Origin of the sequence: Rubellimicrobium rubrum (assembly GCF_006152115.1) — a bacterium.
GTDB lineage: Bacteria > Pseudomonadota > Alphaproteobacteria > Rhodobacterales > Rhodobacteraceae > Rubellimicrobium > Rubellimicrobium rubrum.
The window spans coordinates 64,606-82,261 of sequence record NZ_VDFU01000017.1; the positions used below are offsets into that span (position 1 = coordinate 64,606).

The 17,656-nt window shown below is 68.1% G+C and carries 17 protein-coding genes; 5 read left to right on the top strand and 12 right to left on the bottom strand.

What is annotated here, in order from left to right:
* Nucleotides 1-2: 2 nt before the first annotated feature.
* The 3 genes from FHG66_RS14100 to FHG66_RS14110 form a co-directional block, all read right to left on the bottom strand.
* A complete protein-coding gene (locus tag FHG66_RS14100; protein ID WP_139077702.1) occupies nt 3-746 on the bottom strand; it encodes a nucleotidyltransferase family protein in 744 nt (247 codons plus the stop codon).
* The gene (locus FHG66_RS14105) at nt 734-1,846 is read right to left on the bottom strand and encodes a CgeB family protein (protein WP_139077703.1); all 1,113 of its coding nucleotides are present in this window, start codon (nt 1,844-1,846) and stop codon (nt 734-736) included. The genes FHG66_RS14100 and FHG66_RS14105 overlap by 13 nt, the downstream gene beginning before the upstream one ends.
* Before the next feature lie 200 nt (nt 1,847-2,046).
* On the bottom strand, nt 2,047-2,355 hold the full coding sequence (locus FHG66_RS14110; protein WP_139077704.1) for a hypothetical protein: 309 nt from the start codon (nt 2,353-2,355) through the stop codon (nt 2,047-2,049).
* 163 nt (nt 2,356-2,518) lie between these two features.
* On the opposite strand from FHG66_RS14110, the gene FHG66_RS14115 reads away from it, so the two are divergent.
* Complete coding sequence (locus FHG66_RS14115) at nt 2,519-3,298, top strand: SDR family NAD(P)-dependent oxidoreductase (RefSeq protein WP_139077705.1); 780 nt, start codon at nt 2,519-2,521, stop codon at nt 3,296-3,298.
* A gap of 163 nt (nt 3,299-3,461) precedes the next feature.
* Here FHG66_RS14115 and FHG66_RS14120 read toward each other — a convergent pair whose 3' ends face one another.
* Nucleotides 3,462-3,965 carry a YciE/YciF ferroxidase family protein gene (locus FHG66_RS14120; RefSeq protein ID WP_139077706.1) on the bottom strand — a complete coding sequence of 168 codons (504 nt, stop codon included), beginning with the start codon at nt 3,963-3,965 and terminating at the stop codon, nt 3,462-3,464.
* A gap of 294 nt (nt 3,966-4,259) precedes the next feature.
* Here FHG66_RS14120 and FHG66_RS14125 point away from each other — a divergent pair, with 294 nt between their 5' ends.
* Nucleotides 4,260-5,642, top strand: coding sequence for an aldehyde dehydrogenase family protein (locus FHG66_RS14125; protein WP_139077707.1), 1,383 nt, complete (start codon nt 4,260-4,262; stop codon nt 5,640-5,642).
* Between the two features lies 1 nt (nt 5,643).
* Here the strand turns inward: FHG66_RS14125 and FHG66_RS14130 are convergent, their stop codons facing one another.
* From FHG66_RS14130 to FHG66_RS14155, 6 genes are read right to left on the bottom strand one after another with little or no spacing between them, the layout of a single operon-like run.
* Complete coding sequence (locus FHG66_RS14130) at nt 5,644-6,720, bottom strand: sulfotransferase family protein (protein WP_139077708.1); 1,077 nt, start codon at nt 6,718-6,720, stop codon at nt 5,644-5,646.
* Nucleotides 6,717-7,826 carry a glycosyltransferase family 2 protein gene (locus FHG66_RS14135; protein WP_139077709.1) on the bottom strand — a complete coding sequence of 370 codons (1,110 nt, stop codon included), beginning with the start codon at nt 7,824-7,826 and terminating at the stop codon, nt 6,717-6,719. Before FHG66_RS14135 ends, FHG66_RS14130 begins: the two co-directional genes overlap by 4 nt.
* Nucleotides 7,826-8,617 carry a lysophospholipid acyltransferase family protein gene (locus tag FHG66_RS14140; RefSeq protein ID WP_139077710.1) on the bottom strand — a complete coding sequence of 264 codons (792 nt, stop codon included), beginning with the start codon at nt 8,615-8,617 and terminating at the stop codon, nt 7,826-7,828. Before FHG66_RS14140 ends, FHG66_RS14135 begins: the two co-directional genes overlap by 1 nt.
* An 8-nt stretch (nt 8,618-8,625) precedes the next feature.
* Nucleotides 8,626-10,155 carry a phytoene desaturase family protein gene (locus tag FHG66_RS14145; protein WP_139077711.1) on the bottom strand — a complete coding sequence of 510 codons (1,530 nt, stop codon included), beginning with the start codon at nt 10,153-10,155 and terminating at the stop codon, nt 8,626-8,628.
* A complete protein-coding gene (crtI, locus tag FHG66_RS14150; protein ID WP_139077712.1) occupies nt 10,152-11,690 on the bottom strand; it encodes a phytoene desaturase family protein in 1,539 nt (512 codons plus the stop codon). The genes FHG66_RS14145 and crtI overlap by 4 nt, the downstream gene beginning before the upstream one ends.
* Nucleotides 11,691-11,695: 5 nt before the next feature.
* Nucleotides 11,696-12,091, bottom strand: a complete 396-nt coding sequence (locus FHG66_RS14155) for a DUF2141 domain-containing protein (RefSeq protein ID WP_176556262.1) — start codon at nt 12,089-12,091, stop codon at nt 11,696-11,698.
* Nucleotides 12,092-12,233: 142 nt separating this feature from the next.
* Here FHG66_RS14155 and FHG66_RS22325 point away from each other — a divergent pair, with 142 nt between their 5' ends.
* The 3 genes from FHG66_RS22325 to hpnE are packed head-to-tail and all read left to right on the top strand — an operon-like array spanning nt 12,234 to nt 15,189.
* The gene (locus tag FHG66_RS22325; RefSeq protein WP_139077714.1) at nt 12,234-13,073 is read left to right on the top strand and encodes a squalene/phytoene synthase family protein; all 840 of its coding nucleotides are present in this window, start codon (nt 12,234-12,236) and stop codon (nt 13,071-13,073) included.
* Nucleotides 13,070-13,933: a squalene/phytoene synthase family protein gene (locus FHG66_RS14165; RefSeq protein WP_176556257.1), complete on the top strand. Its 864-nt coding sequence runs from the start codon at nt 13,070-13,072 to the stop codon at nt 13,931-13,933. Before FHG66_RS22325 ends, FHG66_RS14165 begins: the two co-directional genes overlap by 4 nt.
* Nucleotides 13,930-15,189: a hydroxysqualene dehydroxylase HpnE gene (gene hpnE, locus FHG66_RS14170; protein WP_139077716.1), complete on the top strand. Its 1,260-nt coding sequence runs from the start codon at nt 13,930-13,932 to the stop codon at nt 15,187-15,189. The genes FHG66_RS14165 and hpnE overlap by 4 nt, the downstream gene beginning before the upstream one ends.
* Here hpnE and fni read toward each other — a convergent pair.
* A complete protein-coding gene (gene fni / locus FHG66_RS14175) occupies nt 15,186-16,202 on the bottom strand; it encodes a type 2 isopentenyl-diphosphate Delta-isomerase (protein WP_139077717.1) in 1,017 nt (338 codons plus the stop codon). The genes hpnE and fni overlap by 4 nt on opposite strands.
* A 78-nt stretch (nt 16,203-16,280) precedes the next feature.
* Nucleotides 16,281-17,648, bottom strand: a complete 1,368-nt coding sequence (locus tag FHG66_RS14180) for a sensor histidine kinase (protein ID WP_139077718.1) — start codon at nt 17,646-17,648, stop codon at nt 16,281-16,283.
* Nucleotides 17,649-17,656: the final 8 nt, after the last annotated feature.

The window sequence follows — 17,656 nt, forward strand, 5'->3', positions numbered from 1 at the left end:
GTTCAGAGCGCGGCCCGCACGGGTTCCGGGCTCAGGAGCTCCATGGCCAGCCGGTAGCCTTCGAGGGTTCCGACATCCGCATAGAGCGTGCCTGCCCGCACCCCTTGCGCCCTGCCGCCTTGGGCGATCCAGGCGTTGATGAGCGTGCCGATGTACTCGTCGCGTTCGGGGCGTGACAGCCAGAACTCCCGCAACTCGTGGAAGATGTGGCCGGGCATCTTGAACGCGCCCCAGATCCAGTTGGTGCGGACATCGGGGGACTTTACGTCGATCGACAGCACCCGGCCGTCGGCGTCGGTCACCACCGCGTCGAAGAACTGGGGCTGCTCCACCGGGAACAGCAGGAATGACAGGCGGTCATCCGGCAGGGCGCGCAGTGCGTCGTCGGGAAACCAGATCGTATCCGGCAGTCCCACGAGCACCGGCTCGTTGTGCGGGATCACCGGATGGGCGCGGAAGATGGCGTCGCACAGGCCCGACGCTTCGGGTTGGACGACATAGGCAATCTCCACGATGTCGCAGTGGCCGCCGTAGTACTTCAGGATATCGGCCTTGTGGGGCGAGATCACGAAGCAGACCTTGCTCGCCCCTGCCAAGGCCATCCGGTCCACCAGGAACTCGCTCACGGCCTTGGGACGGCTGCGGCCATCGCCGGACAGGCGCCCGCCCACGGGCAGAAGTTCCTTGGAAAAGGCGAGAGGCTGAATCCGCGTGCCGTTCCCCGCGGCGGGAATTATTCCCCACATGCAACTCGTCCTTCTGATTGATGTCTGGCAGCGCCATGGCTTGCGCCCAAGAGCTGCACGAGTTCGGCGGCGCGTGCGTCGGAACTGTGCTCGGCCAACACACGCTCGCGCGCAGCCCTGGCGATGCGGGCCAGTTCGGCATCCGGCATCTCCAGCGCCGCCAGCGCATCTGCGGTGGTCGTGGCCGTCAGGATCTCGACGCCGGGCGTGAAGAACTCGTCCAAGCCCTCCCAGCTATCGCTGAGGACCGGGATGCCGCAGGCCGCCGCTTCGAAAAGCCGTCCAGAGGGGCACCAGCCCATAGAGGCCATCGCTTCGCGCGTGACGTTGAGCGTGAGCCGCGACGACGCGAAGAAGGCCGGGTGATCCGGGGGAGGCAGGTGCTTCACGAAGAAGATGTTGTCCGTCCAGGGAAAGTCCGTCGGATAGCCCGTTCCCGCCAGGACGAAGCGCCGGTCGGACGTCTGCCGGGCGGGTTCGATGAACAGCATGGTCAAAGCAGCCTGACGGTCGGCGGCGTAGGTGCCGAGGTAGGACAGATCCCCCCGAAAAGCCGGGTCGGAAATGCCCGGGCGATGCGTTGTTGGGTCCACATGGCCATAAAGCGGAGCCGTCCGCCGCGCCCCGAGCCGCGTTCGCAGCAGGTCGAGCGCCACACCTCCGGTATAACTCAGCACGAGATCGAATCCCGCGAGGCCCTGCGCCGGCAGGAAGTCCACCGTCTCCCCGATCTCAAGGCGGCGCAGGGTCACCGGGGTATCCATGTCGTAGAAGACGGTGAGACCCCTAGCAGCGTCCCAAGCCAGTTCCGACGCTTGTGGTCCGTCCGGGCAGAAGGACGTGACCATGACCGCATCGGCCTGCTGGACCTCGAGCCGGGCACGCGACCGCACGGACGCCCAATCGGGATACAGGACCAGCTCCGCTCCGTCGGGGAGGGAGGTGAGGTCGCGCGTCTCGGCGTAGTAGGGAACGTCGCGCTCGAAAAAGACGACCTCGTGACCGAGCCGCGTCAGCGCGCCGATCAGGCCACGCCACAGGGTCGCGTGGCCATTGCCCCAGGAGGAGCTTACGGCGAGCCCGAACACCACCAATCTCATTCGCGTTCCCGACCCTACGCCGCCGTCCCATGGCGACCGCCCACGCCAACGGACCGGCTGCGGGTAAGTTCCACGTTTGCTCCGATCATTTCGGTAGGAGGGGCAACATCTTGGCGGAATCGGACCTGCGGGGCCGTGGGCGGTGGAACTTGTCCTGCCGCAGGTTCTCCGACAGTGAAGCGGCGGATCGGCGCCTGTGCCTACTTGTGACGCGCGGCGGCGTGATCCCCATGCTCGCGCTTCTCGGCGGTGTCGCGGCCGACCAGCTTGTTGAACAGGCTCTTCTCGTCGAAGAGCAGCGCCAGATCCTTGGCGTCGAACTCCTCGAAGAACTCCTCCCAGGAGATCTCCACGAGGTTGTCGTGATGCGAGTTCGGGGCATCCGGGAACATGATGCGGATCAGGCCCACATCCTTGTCGGAATGGGTCCGATCCACGGCGGCTGGCTTGCCGCCCTTGCTTTCGGCCCATGTGCGAATGGTGTCGTGATCGGTCGTGGTCTCGGCCATGGCTTGGCTCCCGTCCTTGCTTTCCCGGCAAACACGCCGCGCGCGGCTCGGTTCCCGATGGGAACGTCAGGCCCGAGCAGGGCGTTGGAAGCGTGATCGTGCAGGGTCGTGCCGACACGGCATGACGCCGCATTCCCGAAACATCCCCCCAGGAGATCCCTTCATGTCCCGTCCCCTCGCCATCGTCACCGGCGCATCGTCCGGCATCGGCTACGAACTGGCCAAGCTTTGCGCCGAGAACGGCCACGACCTCGTCATCGCGGCCGATCAGTCCAAGATCCACGAAGCGGCGAACGATTTCCGCGCCCTTGGGGCCGAGGTCGAGGCCATCGAGGCCGACCTTTCCACCCTGGACGGCGTGGACAAGCTCTATGCCGCCGCTCGGGGCCGCCCGGTTGAAGTTCTCATGGCGAATGCCGGACACGGCCTCGGCCATGGGTTCCTGGATCAGGATTTTACCGACGCCCGCCACGTCGTCGACACCAACATCACCGGCACCATCTACCTGATCCAGAAGGTGGCGCGCGACATGGTGGCGCGTCGGCAGGGCCGCATCCTGATCACCGGCTCCATCGCGGGCTTCATGCCGGGGAGCTTCCAGGCCGTCTATAACGGCACCAAGGCATTCATAAACTCCTTCGCCTTTGCGCTCCGCAACGAGATCAAGGACAGCGGCGTCACCGTGACCGACCTGATGCCCGGCGCGACCGAAACCGAATTCTTTGACCGCGCCGACATGGAGGATACCAAGGTGGGCTCCGGCAAGAAGGACGATCCGGCGATGGTGGCCAAGGTCGGCTGGGACGCGATGATGAACGGCGAAGGCGACGTGGTCGCGGGCTGGAAGAACAAGCTCCAGAGCGCCATCGCCAACATCACCCCCGCTGGCATGCTGGCCGAGCAGCACCGCAAGCAGGCCGAGCCCGGATCGGGGCAGGCCTGACCGCTTGGACTATCCGGGCGGGGCTGGCCTCCGCCCGGGCAAACGCCGCGGATGCCACGCAAGGAGCCGGTAATTCAGCCGGCATCACCAGACAGGCGACATAGATGCGAAAGGGCCGGCGGGATCGCTCCCACCGGCCCTTCATTCATACTATTCTGACGTTTCAGGCAGCGCGGACGTTGACCTTGGCTTCGGCCATCGCGGTCAGCTTCTTGTCGGTGGCATATTCCTCGTCGAGGTTCTGCTGCAGCACGGACGCGCAGTCGTCACGCCCCAGTTGCTTTGCCCACGCGATCAGCGTGCCGTAGCGGGTGATTTCGTAGTGCTCCACGGCCTGGGCCGAGGCGACGAGAGCGGCGTCGAGCACTTCCTTGTCGGCCACTTCACCGATGACCTCGTTGGCTTCCTTGATGATGCCGTCGATCGCCGGGCAGTCCACCGCCTTGGGGGTCTGCCCGTGCATCTGGAACACCTGCTCCAGCCGCTTGATCTGGTTCTGCGTCTCGATGAGATGCTGCTGGAAGCCAGAGCGGAGCCCCGGATCTGTCGCCTTGGCGATCATCGTCGGCAGAGCCTTCGTGATCTGGTTCTCGGCGTAATAGATGTCCTGAAGCTGGTGTACGAACAGGTCGTCAAGCGTGTTGATGTCCTTGGTAAAGAGACCCATGGCAATCATTCCTCCGGTTGCGCGGTCCGAGGCCAGTGGCCGTGCCGGACCGGTTAGGCCTGATGAACGTCCACCTCCCGGTCCGGTTCCAGCTTGCACGGGACTGATTCGGCTTGCCGCAACTCGCTCGCCGGGCGGGGGATGCCGCCCTTGTCTCACGCGCTCGGGCCCGGAGGCACGTTGCCCCGATGCTGGCGAGGAACTAGCTTCCATCCCTATCCGACCGGAGAGCCGGTCTTGGCTGACGCCCATTCCTGGCGTTTCGGAATCCACAGGAAGGGGACGGGCTGTCGCATGGATGGTGAGCATGATCTCAGCGCAGGGAACCTAGTCGGCGACGCCTTTCAGGCCCTGACGGCGCCGGTGCCCGACCTTGCGGAGCGGCGGCTGCATCTGGCCGCGCTCCGCCGCGCGGTGAAGGAGGCTGCGGAGCCGCTGGCGGCTGCCGTGGACGCCGATTTTGGCGGACGGCCTCGCAGTGAGACGATGATCGCCGAGGTGGGGCTGGTGCTGGCCAACATCGATTGGACGGTGAAGCGGCTGAAGCGCTGGATGAAGCCTCGTCGTGTCGGCCTCCCGCCCGAGTTCCTGGGCGCGTCGGGCCGGGTCGAGCGGGTGCCGCTGGGTCGCGTGGGGATCATCGGTCCTTGGAACTATCCCATTCAGCTGACTCTCCTGCCGCTCGTGGCGGCCCTGGCGGGCGGGAACCGGGTGCTGCTCAAGCCGTCGGAGTGGACGCCCCGCACCTCGGAACTCCTGGGCCGGATCATTGAGGGGGCGTTGCCCCCGGATCTCGTCCGCGTCGTGAAAGGCGGCGCGGAGGTGGCCAGTGCCGTGACCGAACTTCCGCTCGACGGGTTGTTCTTCACCGGCTCGACCGAGACCGGACGCCGGGTTCTTGCTGCGGCGGCCCGGAACCTCGTGCCCGTCACGTTGGAGTTGGGTGGAAAGTCCCCCGCCATCCTCTTGCCGGACCTCGACCTTGATGAGGCCGCCCGGTCGCTGATGGCGGGAAAGCTCTTCTCGGCGGGTCAGACCTGCGTCGCGCCCGACTATGCCCTAGTGCCCCGCGCCCGGATGACCGAGGTGAGGGAGGCACTGGCCCGCGCGACCCGGGCGCTCTATCCGGACCCTGACGGGTCCGACTATGCAGCGATCCTCCGCGCGCCCGACCGAGATCGGCTGCACCGCCTGCTGGACGGAGAGAGTGCCCTTCCACTGATGGACCCGATGCCGGGAGCCCCCCGGATGGGGGCCTGGGCGGTGCTCGACCCGGACCCTGACTCCCCGCTGATGCGCGAGGAGATTTTCGGGCCGATCCTTCCGCTGATCCCTTACGATGATGTTGCGGATGCCGAGCGGTTCGTGAACGCCCGGCCCTGTCCGTTGGCCCTGTATGTGTTGGGACGCGACCGTGCCGCCTGCGAAGGCGTGGTGGCGCGGGTGCGGTCCGGCGGAGCCCTGGTCAATGACTGCCTCCTGCATGTGGCTGCCCATGCGTTGCCGTTCGGCGGCGCGGGAGAATCCGGCATGGGCACCTATCACGGCGAGGAAGGGTTCCTGACCTTCACGCGACCGCGCAGCATCATGGTGGCGTCGCGCCTCATGCCCGCCCGGCTGGCGCGTCCGCCCTTCGGCCCCACGGTCAATCGGGTCATCCGGTTCCTGCTGCGCTGACCTAGCGGCCGTACAGGGCCAGCTCCTCGGGCCAAGCGCTCCGAAGGTGGCGCAGGTCCACCGCGTCCAGCCGCGCCCCTTCCGGCTGGAATCCCGCGACCTGAGCCAGATGCGCCTCGATCCGCGCCATGCTGTCGGGCCGGGCAGGCAGGTCGAGTTGTTGCCAGAGCCGCCGCAGGACCCGCCGGGGATCCGCAGTGAGGTCCTCGAAAGCCACTTCGGCGAACTGTCGGCGGGACAGGGGGGCGGCCTGTTCACGCAAGGCTCGCATCACCAGGGGGTAGGTTTCCAGCACCGCGCTGTCGATGTCGGCTTCGGCAAAGCTTTGGACGGCCAGCTCGTCCATCGTGCGCCGCAGGGCGCGCCGGGAGGAGTCGAAGACCGCGCGCGGGTCGCGGTGGATGTGAACCACCCGGGCGTTCGGGAACAGGTCGAGCAATGTTCCGACCTGCGCCGTGTAGGCGGGATTCTTGAGCAGAAGGGGCCGCCCTCGGGCCCGCCGTCCCAGAGCGCGGACATAACGGCGGATCGCGCGCCGCCGACCCTCGGGCGCCGGGCTGGACAAGCCGTCGCGATAATCCTCGGCGAAATGGCTCGGAAAGTAGACGGCATGGAAGTACGAGGCGAGCCCCAGATTGGCGAGCCCGACCTCATCCTCGGTCGGGGCTTCGGGGCTCATGGCGACGCCGTCGATCAGCCGGGTGCGGGGCAGGTAAGGGTCGATGAATATCTTGGCGACTGGGGCCAGCGTCCGTGCCTCCCATGGCATGGCGGCCAGGACGGGGGGCGCTGTCGCGAACACCCCCGAGGCGGCCATGAGGTTGTGAAGGTGCGTGGTGCCGCTTCTGGGATAGCCTACGATGAAGACCGGCGGAACGATGCGGGTTGGCGCCAGTGCCTCCATGACAAGGTCGAGAACCGTGAACGGCAGCCGCACGAGCGACGTGGCAAGAGCCACCACATAGGCAGGGGTGCCCCCAAGCGAGGGCGGTCCGTTCCGCAGCACGAGTCTGAGCAGGGTCAGGGGGTCCGCGCCGCAGAGTGGGTGGAACACCCTATGCCAAGGGAATCCGCTCATAGGTCGTAGCTGCGCCCTCTCCACACCGCGGGCCGGCGGCTCGGCCCCTTGATCAGCGCGTTCCACTGGATCAGCAGCGTGAGGGCCACGCCCACCGGGTGCAGGAGGACGGACAGCCAGGACATCCGGGCCCGAACGGCCACGGCCCCTGCCGCGGTCCAGACAAGCGCCGCCGCGAGAAGCGCCAGCCAGAAGGCGGCCCCGCTCGCGAATGGCAGGAGCAGGAGGGGCAGGATGTGACCGCCCCCCAGCAGCAGCGTCCAGACCGGCAGCGCTCGGGCGGTCGCCATGCCTTCGCGCGCGTTCTTTGAGAACCCGGCCCAAAGATCGGTCCATGTCGAATACATGCGGCAGACGGCAAGGCCGGTCAGGTCGCACAGGTCCGTGGCGAACCCAGCCGCCCTGACCGCGCGGGCAAGCTGGATGCCGTCGTGGATCGTTCCCCGGATACCGGCATGTCCGCCGCTGGCGTCGTAGGCCGAGCGCGTGACCGCCAGGAGCTGCCCGCACGCCGCTGCGAACCGTGGGTCGGTCGGGTGTCGGCGGGAAGCCAAGATGGGAAGATAGCCCAAAAGGACCACGAGCATCTGAGGAATGGCGATGCGCTCGCCCAGCGTGATCGCGATCTGCCTGGGAAAGCCGCTGGCCAGTCCCAGGCCGCGGGCCTGGACGAAGCTGGCCAGTCGGTACAGCCCATCGGGATGCACCCGAACATCGGCGTCGATGAAGACCAGAAGGGGGCTCCGGGCGGCCAGCGACAACTGCCAGCAGGCATGCTGCTTGCCTACCCAGCCCCGAGGCAGCGGCGCCCCCTCGATCAGGCGGACGCGAGGGTCTCGGGCGGCCCAATCCCGGACGATCCGCCCGGTGCCGTCCGAGGAGCCGTCGTCGAGCACCACGATATCCAAATCCACGCCGCAGGAGGCCAGAACGGAGTCGAGGAGCGGTCCGATATTAGCCGCCTCGTCCCGGGCTGGGATCAGGACCGACAGATGCGGCCGTCCGTCGCCCTGCGGGGGTGGTGGACGATAGGCCGCCAAGTTCAGGGCCGTCATGACGGCATAAAGGCCCGCCAGCACCAGTGCGAGGACGGCGAGGAAAAGCATCAACCGCCCTCCGCCATGTGATCGGGCACGTGCCGTTCCCCCCGCGCCATGGACCGTAGCCTTTGCCACGCTTCATACACGCCACCGACCCCCGCCCGGCCGGGCAGAAGGTTCACGAAGGCCGAGGGGTCGCGGGCCATTGCAAGGGTGGCCAGCCGGTCCGAGGTTTCGGTCAGCGCCCGTTCCAGCCGTGGCGCCCAAGCCGCCGCGTCGGCCGCTCCGTCCAGCGGAGCACCGAAGGCCGCCAGCGCTTCGGGCCGCTTCTCGCTCCAGAACGGGTATTCCAGCGCCAGCGGCACCGCGACCGCCTGTGGCATCCTGGCCAGCAGGTGGGCCACCCCGGAGCGGATGTCGAGCGGCCTTTGCCGCGGATCGGCGAAGCGGCCTTGTGCGGTGATCCAGATCATCCGTCGCGGGTCCGCGAGGATCGCCTGCGAGGTGGCAAGGAACCGTGCCGCTCCCGACCGGCTTCCGGCATCCACCCCGAAGATGCCGATGCGGCGGAAGAACCTGTAGCGGTCCAGCATCGCGGCCTCCATCGGGCCATACCCTTCGCGGTCGGGAAACAGACGGGGGTGGAGCACCATGAAGAAGGCTGGATCCCACCAGGAAGGGTGATTGGAATAAACGACCAGCGGGCGGTCCTGCGGCAGGTCGGACAGCCCGGGCCGTGCCAGCCGCACCGCGCGGAACGATGCGGCCATCTGACGAGCCATCACGGCGGCGAAGAACCGCGTCATCTGCGGATGGCGTAGGGCCATCGGATCCTGCGCCACCGCCCGGTTGCGCATGATCGTCTTCACTGGGCCGCGACGTGCGCGGCGTTGGAGGTGGCGTCCTGGTGGAGCGTGTCCGCCGCGATCCAGCCGGACATGAGCGCCATCGGCATCCCGGGCCCCGGATGGGCCGAGCCCCCCGCGAGGTAGAGCCCCTTCACCTGACGCGAACGGTTGCCCGGCTTGAACGCGCCCAGCACCTTGCCGTGCGACGCGAGCCCGTAGATCGCCCCGTTCAGCACCTTGTAGCGGTCGTGGATGTCCTGGGGCGTCAGCGTCCGCTCGACCACGATCCGCTCCTCGAGGTCGCCCATTCCGGCCGCGCGGGCCAGCTTGTCGAGGATCGTGCGACGGTAGGCGGGAAGCATCTTGGACCAGTCGTGCCTGTCGCGCAGGTAGGGCGTGTGGACGAGGATGTAGAGCGCCTCGCCGCCCTCAGGGGCCACGCCCGGCTCAGTCCGTGCGGGCGCGGCGATGTAGGCGGTGGGGTCGGGCGCGGGTTCGCCCTTGTCATAGATCGCGCCGAACTCCTCCTCCGGGTCGCGGGAAAAGACGAAGTTGTGGTGCGCCAGGTGTTCATAGGCCTTGCTCAGCCCAAGATACAGAACCACGCCCGAGCAGGCGGCCTCGCGGGTCCGCCCGCGCGAGAAGCTGTTCCAGGCGGTGCCGCCGATCAGCTCCTTGTAGGTCCGCACCGAATCCATGTTCGACACGACCCGGTCGAACTCGAACCGCTCGCCTTCGGCGGTCACCAGCGCCTTAGCTTGCCCATCCTCGGTGTGGATGCGGGTCACGTCCACGCCGGTGCGGAAGTCCACGCCCAGTTCCTCGGCCAGCCGCGTGAGGGCCAGCGGCACCGCCCGAGTTCCGCCCATGGGATACCAGACGCCTTCGCCCAACTGCATCTGCGCGATCCCGCAAAGCACCGCCGGCGCGCCGAGGGGGGACGACCCCACGTACTGGATGAAGTGCTCCAGCATCTGCCGGACGCGCGGATCGGCAACGTTGCGCTTGATCTGGCCCGCGACCGTCCGGTGCATCCGCAGCGACAGCACGTCCGACAGCGTCTCAAGGCTCATGTTGGCCTTGAGGTTCATGGTGTCCTTCAGGTCCTCGACGGACTTCCAGAAGAAGAACTTGTCGGACACGTCCGCGAGGCGCCGCGCCACGGCCATGAAGTCGTCGAACCCCTTCTGGTCCTGCGGGCTGATCGCGCCAATGGCCTGCCGCGCCTGGGCCGGGTCGTTGCGAAGGTCGAGCACCGTGCCGTCGTCGTAGAAGCACCGCCATTGCGGATCGAGCCGGACGAGGTCCAGGTAATCGGACAGGTTCCGCCCCGCTTCGGCGAAGATGCGTTCCAGCACGCGAGGCATGGTCAGGATGGTCGGCCCCATGTCAAAGCGGAAGCCCTGTTCCTCCAGAACGGCAGCCTTGCCGCCAAGCCAGGCGTTCTTCTCGAACAACGTGACCTTGTGACCGCGCGCCGCCAGCGTGCAGGCGGCGGCCAGCCCCCCCAGGCCCCCGCCGATGATCCCCGTTCCCCCGATCCTCATTCCGCCGCCTCCGCTAATGCGCTTTCCGGGACGCGCGACGCGTCCAGTCCGATATCCCTGGCCAAGAGCTTGGTCGCGATCCGCGCCGACTCGAAGATCGTGGGCAGGCCGCTGCCCGGATGGGTGCCGCCACCGGTGAGGTAGACGCCGTCCACGTCCTCGAAGCGGTTCCGGGGCCGCCTGTGCAGCATCTGGCCCAGGTTGTGCGCCAGGTTGAACGTCGCGCCCAGATGGATGCCCATCTCCTCCCAGTCGTTCGGCGTCAGCATCCGCTCGGTCCGTATATGGGGGCGGATGTCGTGGCCCAGGAACATTGCGAGGCGGTCGAGCACCATGGAGCGATACGAGGGCGCCAGCGCCTGCCAGTCCACCCCGGCCCGAAGGTTCCCCACCGGGACCAGAACGTACAGCGCCGAGTGACCCGGCGGCGCGAGTGTCGGGTCGCTGACGCTCGCATTCTGGACATAGATGGAGGGATCCGTCGGGGCCTTGCCCTCCTCGATCTCCCGGATGTTCCGGTCATACTCCCGGCTCAGGCAGATGGTATGATGCGCCAGGCCCGGCAACGTGGTGTCGAGCCCCAGGTAGAGCATGAATGTCGAGCAGGAGAAGGACTTGCCGTCGATCCGCTCGTCCGTCCAGCGTCGGCGAAGCCGGTTCGGCACCAGTCGCTTCATCGCATGGGCGAAATCGGCGTTCACCACGACCGCATCGGCCGGGTAGGTGCCTTGCGCGGTCCGCACGCCGGTGGCGCGGCGGCCTTCGAACTGCATGTCCTCGACCGCCTCGGACAGACGTACCTCCACGCCCATATCGGCCAGGACGCGTGCCATAGCCCTAGGGATCGCGTTGCAGCCGCCGATGGGGTGCCAGACCCCGTGCGCGTATTCGATATGCGCCAGGATCGTGAACAGCGACGGACATTTGAAGGGCGACATGCCCAGGTACTTCGACTGGAACGAGAAGGCGAGCCGCACCAGCGGGTTCTTGAACCAGCGGGACAGGTCGCTGTCCACCGTCGCCCAGGGCCGCAGCATCGGGAGTGACTTCAACATGGCCGGGTCGGCAAAGGCCCCCAGGTTCTGGAACGGCTTCTGGAGGATCGGCCTGAACGCCTCGAACTTGCGGAGGTTGTCGGCGAAGTAGGGCTCCACGCCCGCAGCATCGGCCGGGTCGATCCTGGCCACCTCGGCCTTGAGCCGCTCCATGTCCGCACTGGCGTCAAAGCGCCGCCCATCCTCGAACAGCAGCCGGTACATCGGATCGAGGCGCACCATCGGCACTTCGATGTCCAGATCCCGCCCGCAGGCGGCAAAGATCTCGCGCAGGATCTCGGGGTAGAGAAAGAAGGTGGGACCAGTGTCGAAGACGTAGCCGTCCTGCTCGATACCGGCCGTGCGGCCGCCCACGCGGTCGCCGCGTTCGATCACCGTGACCTCGGCGCCCGCGGCCCTCGCCAGCATCGCTGTCGCCAAGCCTCCGGGGCCTGCGCCGATCACTACGACCCGTCGGCCGCTTCTCGGGCGCGTCCGCATCAATCTCACTGAAAGTACCTCATGGAAAGCCGCACGGTGGCGCCCGGTTCATCGAGCGCGAAGGACGCGTCGCGCCACCGCGGCGGCCCGAATCGCATCGGTGCATCGCGCGAGAAGCCCATCCCCTCGGTCGGCAGGAGCCCGGGGCGGTCGAGGGTCTGGTTGCCGTTCTCGTCGTGGATCACCTGAACGGCATAGGTGCCGGGCGGCACCCCCGTCACCGAGATGATCCCGTTCGTGGCGGGGGCGCTGCCGAAATAGGTGCAGGCGGGCTGCAGGAACTGGTCTTCGGTGCAGACGGCGGCATAGACCGTCCCATCGGCGTTGCGCAGTCCCGCGACCTCGATCTGCAGGTCGGCCGCCCCGACCGGCCCCGCAGCGAGGCCGACCGCCGCCGCCATGCACGCGCTTTTCGTTTGCCAAAACACGGCTGGACCCCATTCTGTCTTGCGCGGGGATTGATCCCCACGGCCCCTGCGGATGGAACTAAATCGAGATGCGCTCTCGTCACCAGGAAAAAACGATTGCGACTGGGGCTTCGGCATGAGCGCCAAGGAGAATTTCCCGGTCGGTTCCATGCTGATAAGGCATGATCTTCGCGGAATTGTGCACCTGTTCTACCGCTTCGCGCGGGCTGCCGACGACATTGCCGATGACGTTCATTTGTCCAAGGAGGACAAGCTGCTACGGCTCGCTTGGCATGAGAGCGGCCTGGATGGCGATCCGGACGGGTCTCCGGACGGACGGGCACTGGCCGCGCTCGACCGGCCCGAGCCCGCAAGCCACGCCCGTCAGCTTCTTGCGGCCTTTCGCTGGGATGCCGGCGGAGGAACCTGCGACACTTGGAGCGACCTTCTGGCCTACTGCGATGATTCGGCGAATCCGGTGGGGCGATTCCTTCTCGACCTACATGGGGAAAGCCGGGCGGCCTGGACGATGAGCGATCGCCTTTGCACGGCGTTGCAGGTGCTGAACCATCTGCAGGATCTGAAAGCCGATCACCTGCACCTATCCCGCCGCTACCTGCCACTTGTCTGGATGGGCGAGGAGGGGGCGCGACCCGAGGATCTGACGGCCCCAGCGATGTCGCCGGCGCTGCGCCGGGTCGTGGACCGGACGCTTGATCGTTGCGACGCGCTGCTCGACGGGGCCGAGGGTCTGCCCGCCTCCCTCGCTTCGCGACGTCTGGCCGGCGAGGCCGCGTCGATCCTATGGCTGGCCCGGCGGCTGTCGGCGCGGCTGCGGCGCGCCGATCCCATCGCAGGACGGGTGGCACCCTCGGGGTCGGAGTTCGCGCGCGCGGGACTTGTCGGGGCCTGGGCCGCCATGGGCCCGCGCGGAGCGGCGCGCGCGCTGGAGCCGGCTGGAAAGGAAAGGGCGTGACCGCGATCCCTGCGCTGACCGAGTTTCCCCCGCGACAGGAGGTGCGCCGCATCGTCACCGAGTCGGGGACCTCCTTCGCGGCTGGTATGCGCGTTCTCCCTCGTCGGCGGCGCGAGGCGATCTTTGCAGTCTACGCCTTTTGCCGGATCGTGGACGACATCGCCGACGGCATGATGGCGCCGCAGGATAAGGTCGAGGCCTTGGCCGATTGGTCAGACGAGGTGGAGCGCATCTTCCGTCGGGTTCCCCGTACCCCCGTCGGCGAGGAGTTGGCCCGCGCGGTGGATCGTTACGCGCTGCCTCGGCATGAATTCGATTTGATCCTCGAAGGCATGCGAATGGACGCGGAAGGAATGGTTGCTCCCGATCCGGTCCGACTTGAGCGGTATGTGCGCTGCGTGGCCGGAGCGGTGGGGCTGCTGTCGATGCGGGTCTTCGGTGCCTGGAGGGGGGACGCGTCCCGGCGCTTCGGCCTGTCCCTGGCACGCGCCATGCAGATCACCAACATCCTTCGAGACGTGGAGGAGGATGCGGGCCTCGGGCGGCTTTATCTGCCATCGACCGTTCTACAGAGTGCGGGCGTGCCGTCCGACCCCCATCTGGCCTGGTCGCATCCGGCCCTGCCCGAGGCGCGGCGGCAGTTGGGCCAAGTCGCGCGCGCCCAGTTCCGCCGGGCCCAGTCGGCCGCGCGCGGTCACGCCTGGGTCCGCATCCTGCCCGCCCTCATGATGATGGGACCGTACGACCGGCTTTTGTCCGACATGGAGGCGGATTGGACGCGTCCGCCCGAACGCCGCCCAGGCTGGCGTAAGGCGGCCGACGGGATCACCTGCGCGGCAAGGAGCCTGGCCGGGCAGTGACGAGGCATGCCCACGTCATCGGGGCGGGCCTTGCGGGGCTGGCGGCCGCGCTCGATCTGGTCGAGGCGGGCTGCCGCGTCACGATCCACGAAGCCTCGGCCAAGGCGGGCGGGCGTTGCCGAAGCTACCATGACGCGGTGCTGGACCGCCGCATCGACAACGGCAATCACCTGATCCTGTCCGGGAACCGGGCGGTCCTGTCGCATGCGCGCAGGATCGGCGCGACCGACCGGCTGGACACGCTCCCCGAGGCGGCCTTTCCGTTCGTCGACCTGGAGAACGGGCAGCGCTGGACCGTCCGCGTGCCCCGGACGCCGCTTGCGGCCATGCGGTCCGATGCCCGTCCGCCCGGCGTGACCCCGACCGCGGCGCTGGCCGGGGTGGCGGGACTGCTAGTCGCCCGGCAGGACCGCACCGTGGCCGAGGCGGTGCGGGATCGGGGGCCGATGTGGCAGTCTTTCTGGTCGCCCATGTCCACGGCGGTGCTCAACATGGCCCCCGAGCGCGGGTCGGCGGCGCTGCTGCGCGCGGCGCTGGTGCGGAGCTTCTTTCGAGGGGCCGCCGCCTGCCGTCCCGTCCTGGCCCCCGAAGGACTCGGGTCCGCTCTGATCGACCCGGCTCTCGATCATCTGCGCGCCAGGGGCGTCGCCTTGAATCTTAGGGCCTCTCTGGCCGGGCTTGTGCTGACAGACGGTCGCGCCGAGGGGCTGGTCTTTGCCGATGGGCTACGAGTGGCGCTGGGGCAAGAGGATGCCGTGGTCCTGGCGGTGCCTCCGGCTGCCTTGGCGGATCTCTTGCCCAACCTCCCGCGGCCTGCCCCCGGACCGGCCATCCTGAACGCGCATTTTCGGGTGGACCGCGATCTCGCCATGGATGCGCCGCCTCTGCTCGGGCTCCTGTCCTCGAACGCCCAGTGGGTGTTCCGCCGGGGCGACGTGCTCTCGGTCACCGTCTCGGCGGCTGAGGACACACCTGTCTGGCCCATGGAGCGGGACGAGGCATTGGGCGTGCTCTGGCGCGAGGTCGCGCGTGCCCTCGACCTTGGGAGCGCCGCGCCGCTGGCCCGCCGCCTCCTGCGCGAACGGGCGGCGACCTTCGACCAGTCGCCCGAAGGCGCATCGCGCCGCCCAGCGGTAGGGACAGCGTGGCGGAACGTGGCCTTGGCCGGAGATCATGTGCGGACAGGTCTGCCGGCAACCCTAGAGGGAGCCGTCATCTCGGGCCGTCGCGCCGCCCGGCACCTGCTGAGGGCCTAGGGCTCCAGCAGGGCAGCCCGGCGCAACTGCCCGAGGTCGGCCGAGCCCGTGCAGAAGCAGGCCACCCGAAGTTGGGCGAGCACGGTCTCGAAATGCTCGACGACCGCCTCGGCGGATTGGGTCGCGGCTTCGAGCAGGCCCGAGGCCTGGCCTACGATGTCGGCGCCTAGTCGAATGGCCTTGGCCGCATCGACGCCGTCGCGGATGCCTCCAGATCCGATCACCACCGCATCCGGGCAGGCGGCCCGGACCTCGGCAATGGCCCGTGCCGTCGGCAGGCCCCAGCCGGAGAAGGCGCGGGCGACCGCCGCCTGCCGCGGGGTCTGCGCCCGTTCGGCCTCCACAGCCGCCCAGCTCGTGCCGCCCGCGCCCGCCACGTCGATCACATGCACGCCCGCATCCCAGAGCCTGCGCGCCGTCGGCCCCGAGATGCCGGAGCCTACCTCCTTGGCCACCACCGGTACCGGAAGCCTGCGCGCCACCTCCTCGATGCGGTGCAGAAGGCCCCGCCAGTCGCGGTCGCCCTCGGGCTGAACGGCTTCCTGCAAGGGATTGAGATGAATGATGAGAGCGTCGGCCCCGATCATGTCCACGGCCTGCCGCGCCTCGTCGGCTCCGAAGCCGGTGTTGAACTGGGCCGCCCCGATGTTCGCCAGGAGCGGCACGTTCGGGGCCAGCGCGCGCAACTCGGTTCCCAAGCCGCCAACCTCTCCGGCTTCGATGGCGACGCGCTGCGATCCCACGGCGAGGGGGAGGTTCAGTGCCGCGCAAGCCGTCGCCAGATGCCGGTTGATCGTATCTGCACGCGCGGGTCCGCCGGTCATGGAACTGACCAGCAGGGGCCCGCCGATACGCCGGCCCAGAAAGGACGTGGACAGGTCGATCTCGTCCATGTGGAGTTCGGGCAAGGCGACATGGGCAAAGGCGATCGTGTCGAAGCCCGTCCGGGCCGCGCCACGGCCTCGGCCGTCCAGGACGATGTCGAGATGCTGGTTCTTGCGGTCGCTGAGCAAGGGCGCGGTCCGGTTCGGTTGATCCGCGCCAGTGGTGGCCTGTCGGGCCGTCCGGCGCAACCGTCCTTGGGCCTGCGGTCAATCGGGCGTAGCCGATAAGGGAAGCTCGATCTCGCACCCGAATCCTTCGGGCCGGTACTGGAGACGCGACTGCGCACCCAGACTGTAAGGCAGCATCCTTTCCAGCAACTCGGTGCCGAAGCCCTTGCGCCGCGGCGAGCCCGAGCGCCGCCCGCCAGTCTCGGTCCAGCGCAGCAGCACCCTGGACGGATCGCCGTCCGAGATCGACCAGACAACGGCCACGGTGCCGTGCGGGATGGCGAAGGCGCCGTGCTTGATGGCGTTCGTGGTGAGTTCATGGACCACGAGGGCCATCGTTTCGGCCTGGCGGGCCGAAAGACGCACGGGCGGTCCTGACAGGACCAGGCGGTCCGCGCCCATCGCGGCGGCTTGGAACTCGTCCCGCAGAATGGCCTCTAGGTCGACGTTGCCGCTGGGGGCCCGGGTAAGAGCGCTCTGCGCGCGGGTCAGGGCGCTTAGGCGGCCCTCCAGATGCGTGGCGTAGTCATCCTTGCTCGTAGCCGATTGGGCGCTGCGGCGGACGATGGACCGGATCACCGCCATGGTGTTGCGCACGCGGTGCTGCAACTCGGCCAACAGGAGCCGCTGCCGGGCTTCGGCTTCCTTTTCCGGTGTCACGTCCTGCATGACGCCCAGCATGCGGACCGGGCGGCCGGTCGCATCGTAAAGGAAACGGCCTTGCGCGCGGCACCAGCGCGTTGCGCCCTCGCCGGGCAGGACGCGGAACTCGGCCTCGTATCGCAGGCCGTTGTCGCGCGCTTCGGTGATCCTGGCCTGGACCGCGACAAGGTCATCAGGATGGACCCGGGCGGCCCATGCCTCAAAGCTTGGGATCACTTGGCCCGGAACATAGCCCAGCAGGGCCAGATGCTCTGCGGACCAGGTCACCCGGCCGCTGTCGAGGTCCCAGTCCCAGCTGCCCAGTCCCGCCACTCCCAGCGCCAGACGGAGCCGTTCCTCGCGTTCAGCCAATTGCACCTCAGCCTCGTGCCGGGCGGTGACGTCCCGGGCCGCACCGATCCACCCCAGTACCTCTCCGCCAGGGCCAGGCAGCGGGATCAACCAGGACTGAAGCCAACGCAGAGTTCCGTCGGGTCGCAGGACACGGTGCTCCAGGTCCAGGGCGCAACGTTCCTGCCTCCCCCGCGCCAGGGTGCGGCGTACCAGATCCCGATCCTTTGGCGGAATGAAGCGCTCCAGCCAGTCATCGATCGGAACGGTGAGGGTTTCGTCGATGTCCCGCCCTGACAGATGAGTCATCAGCGCGCCGTCGGCGCTCAGGCGGAAATGGACCCCGCTCGTGGCCCGGAGCAGGGTGCGGAGTTGGCCGGCCTCCAAATCGTCTTGGGTCAACGAGCCGTTCACGGTCTGGC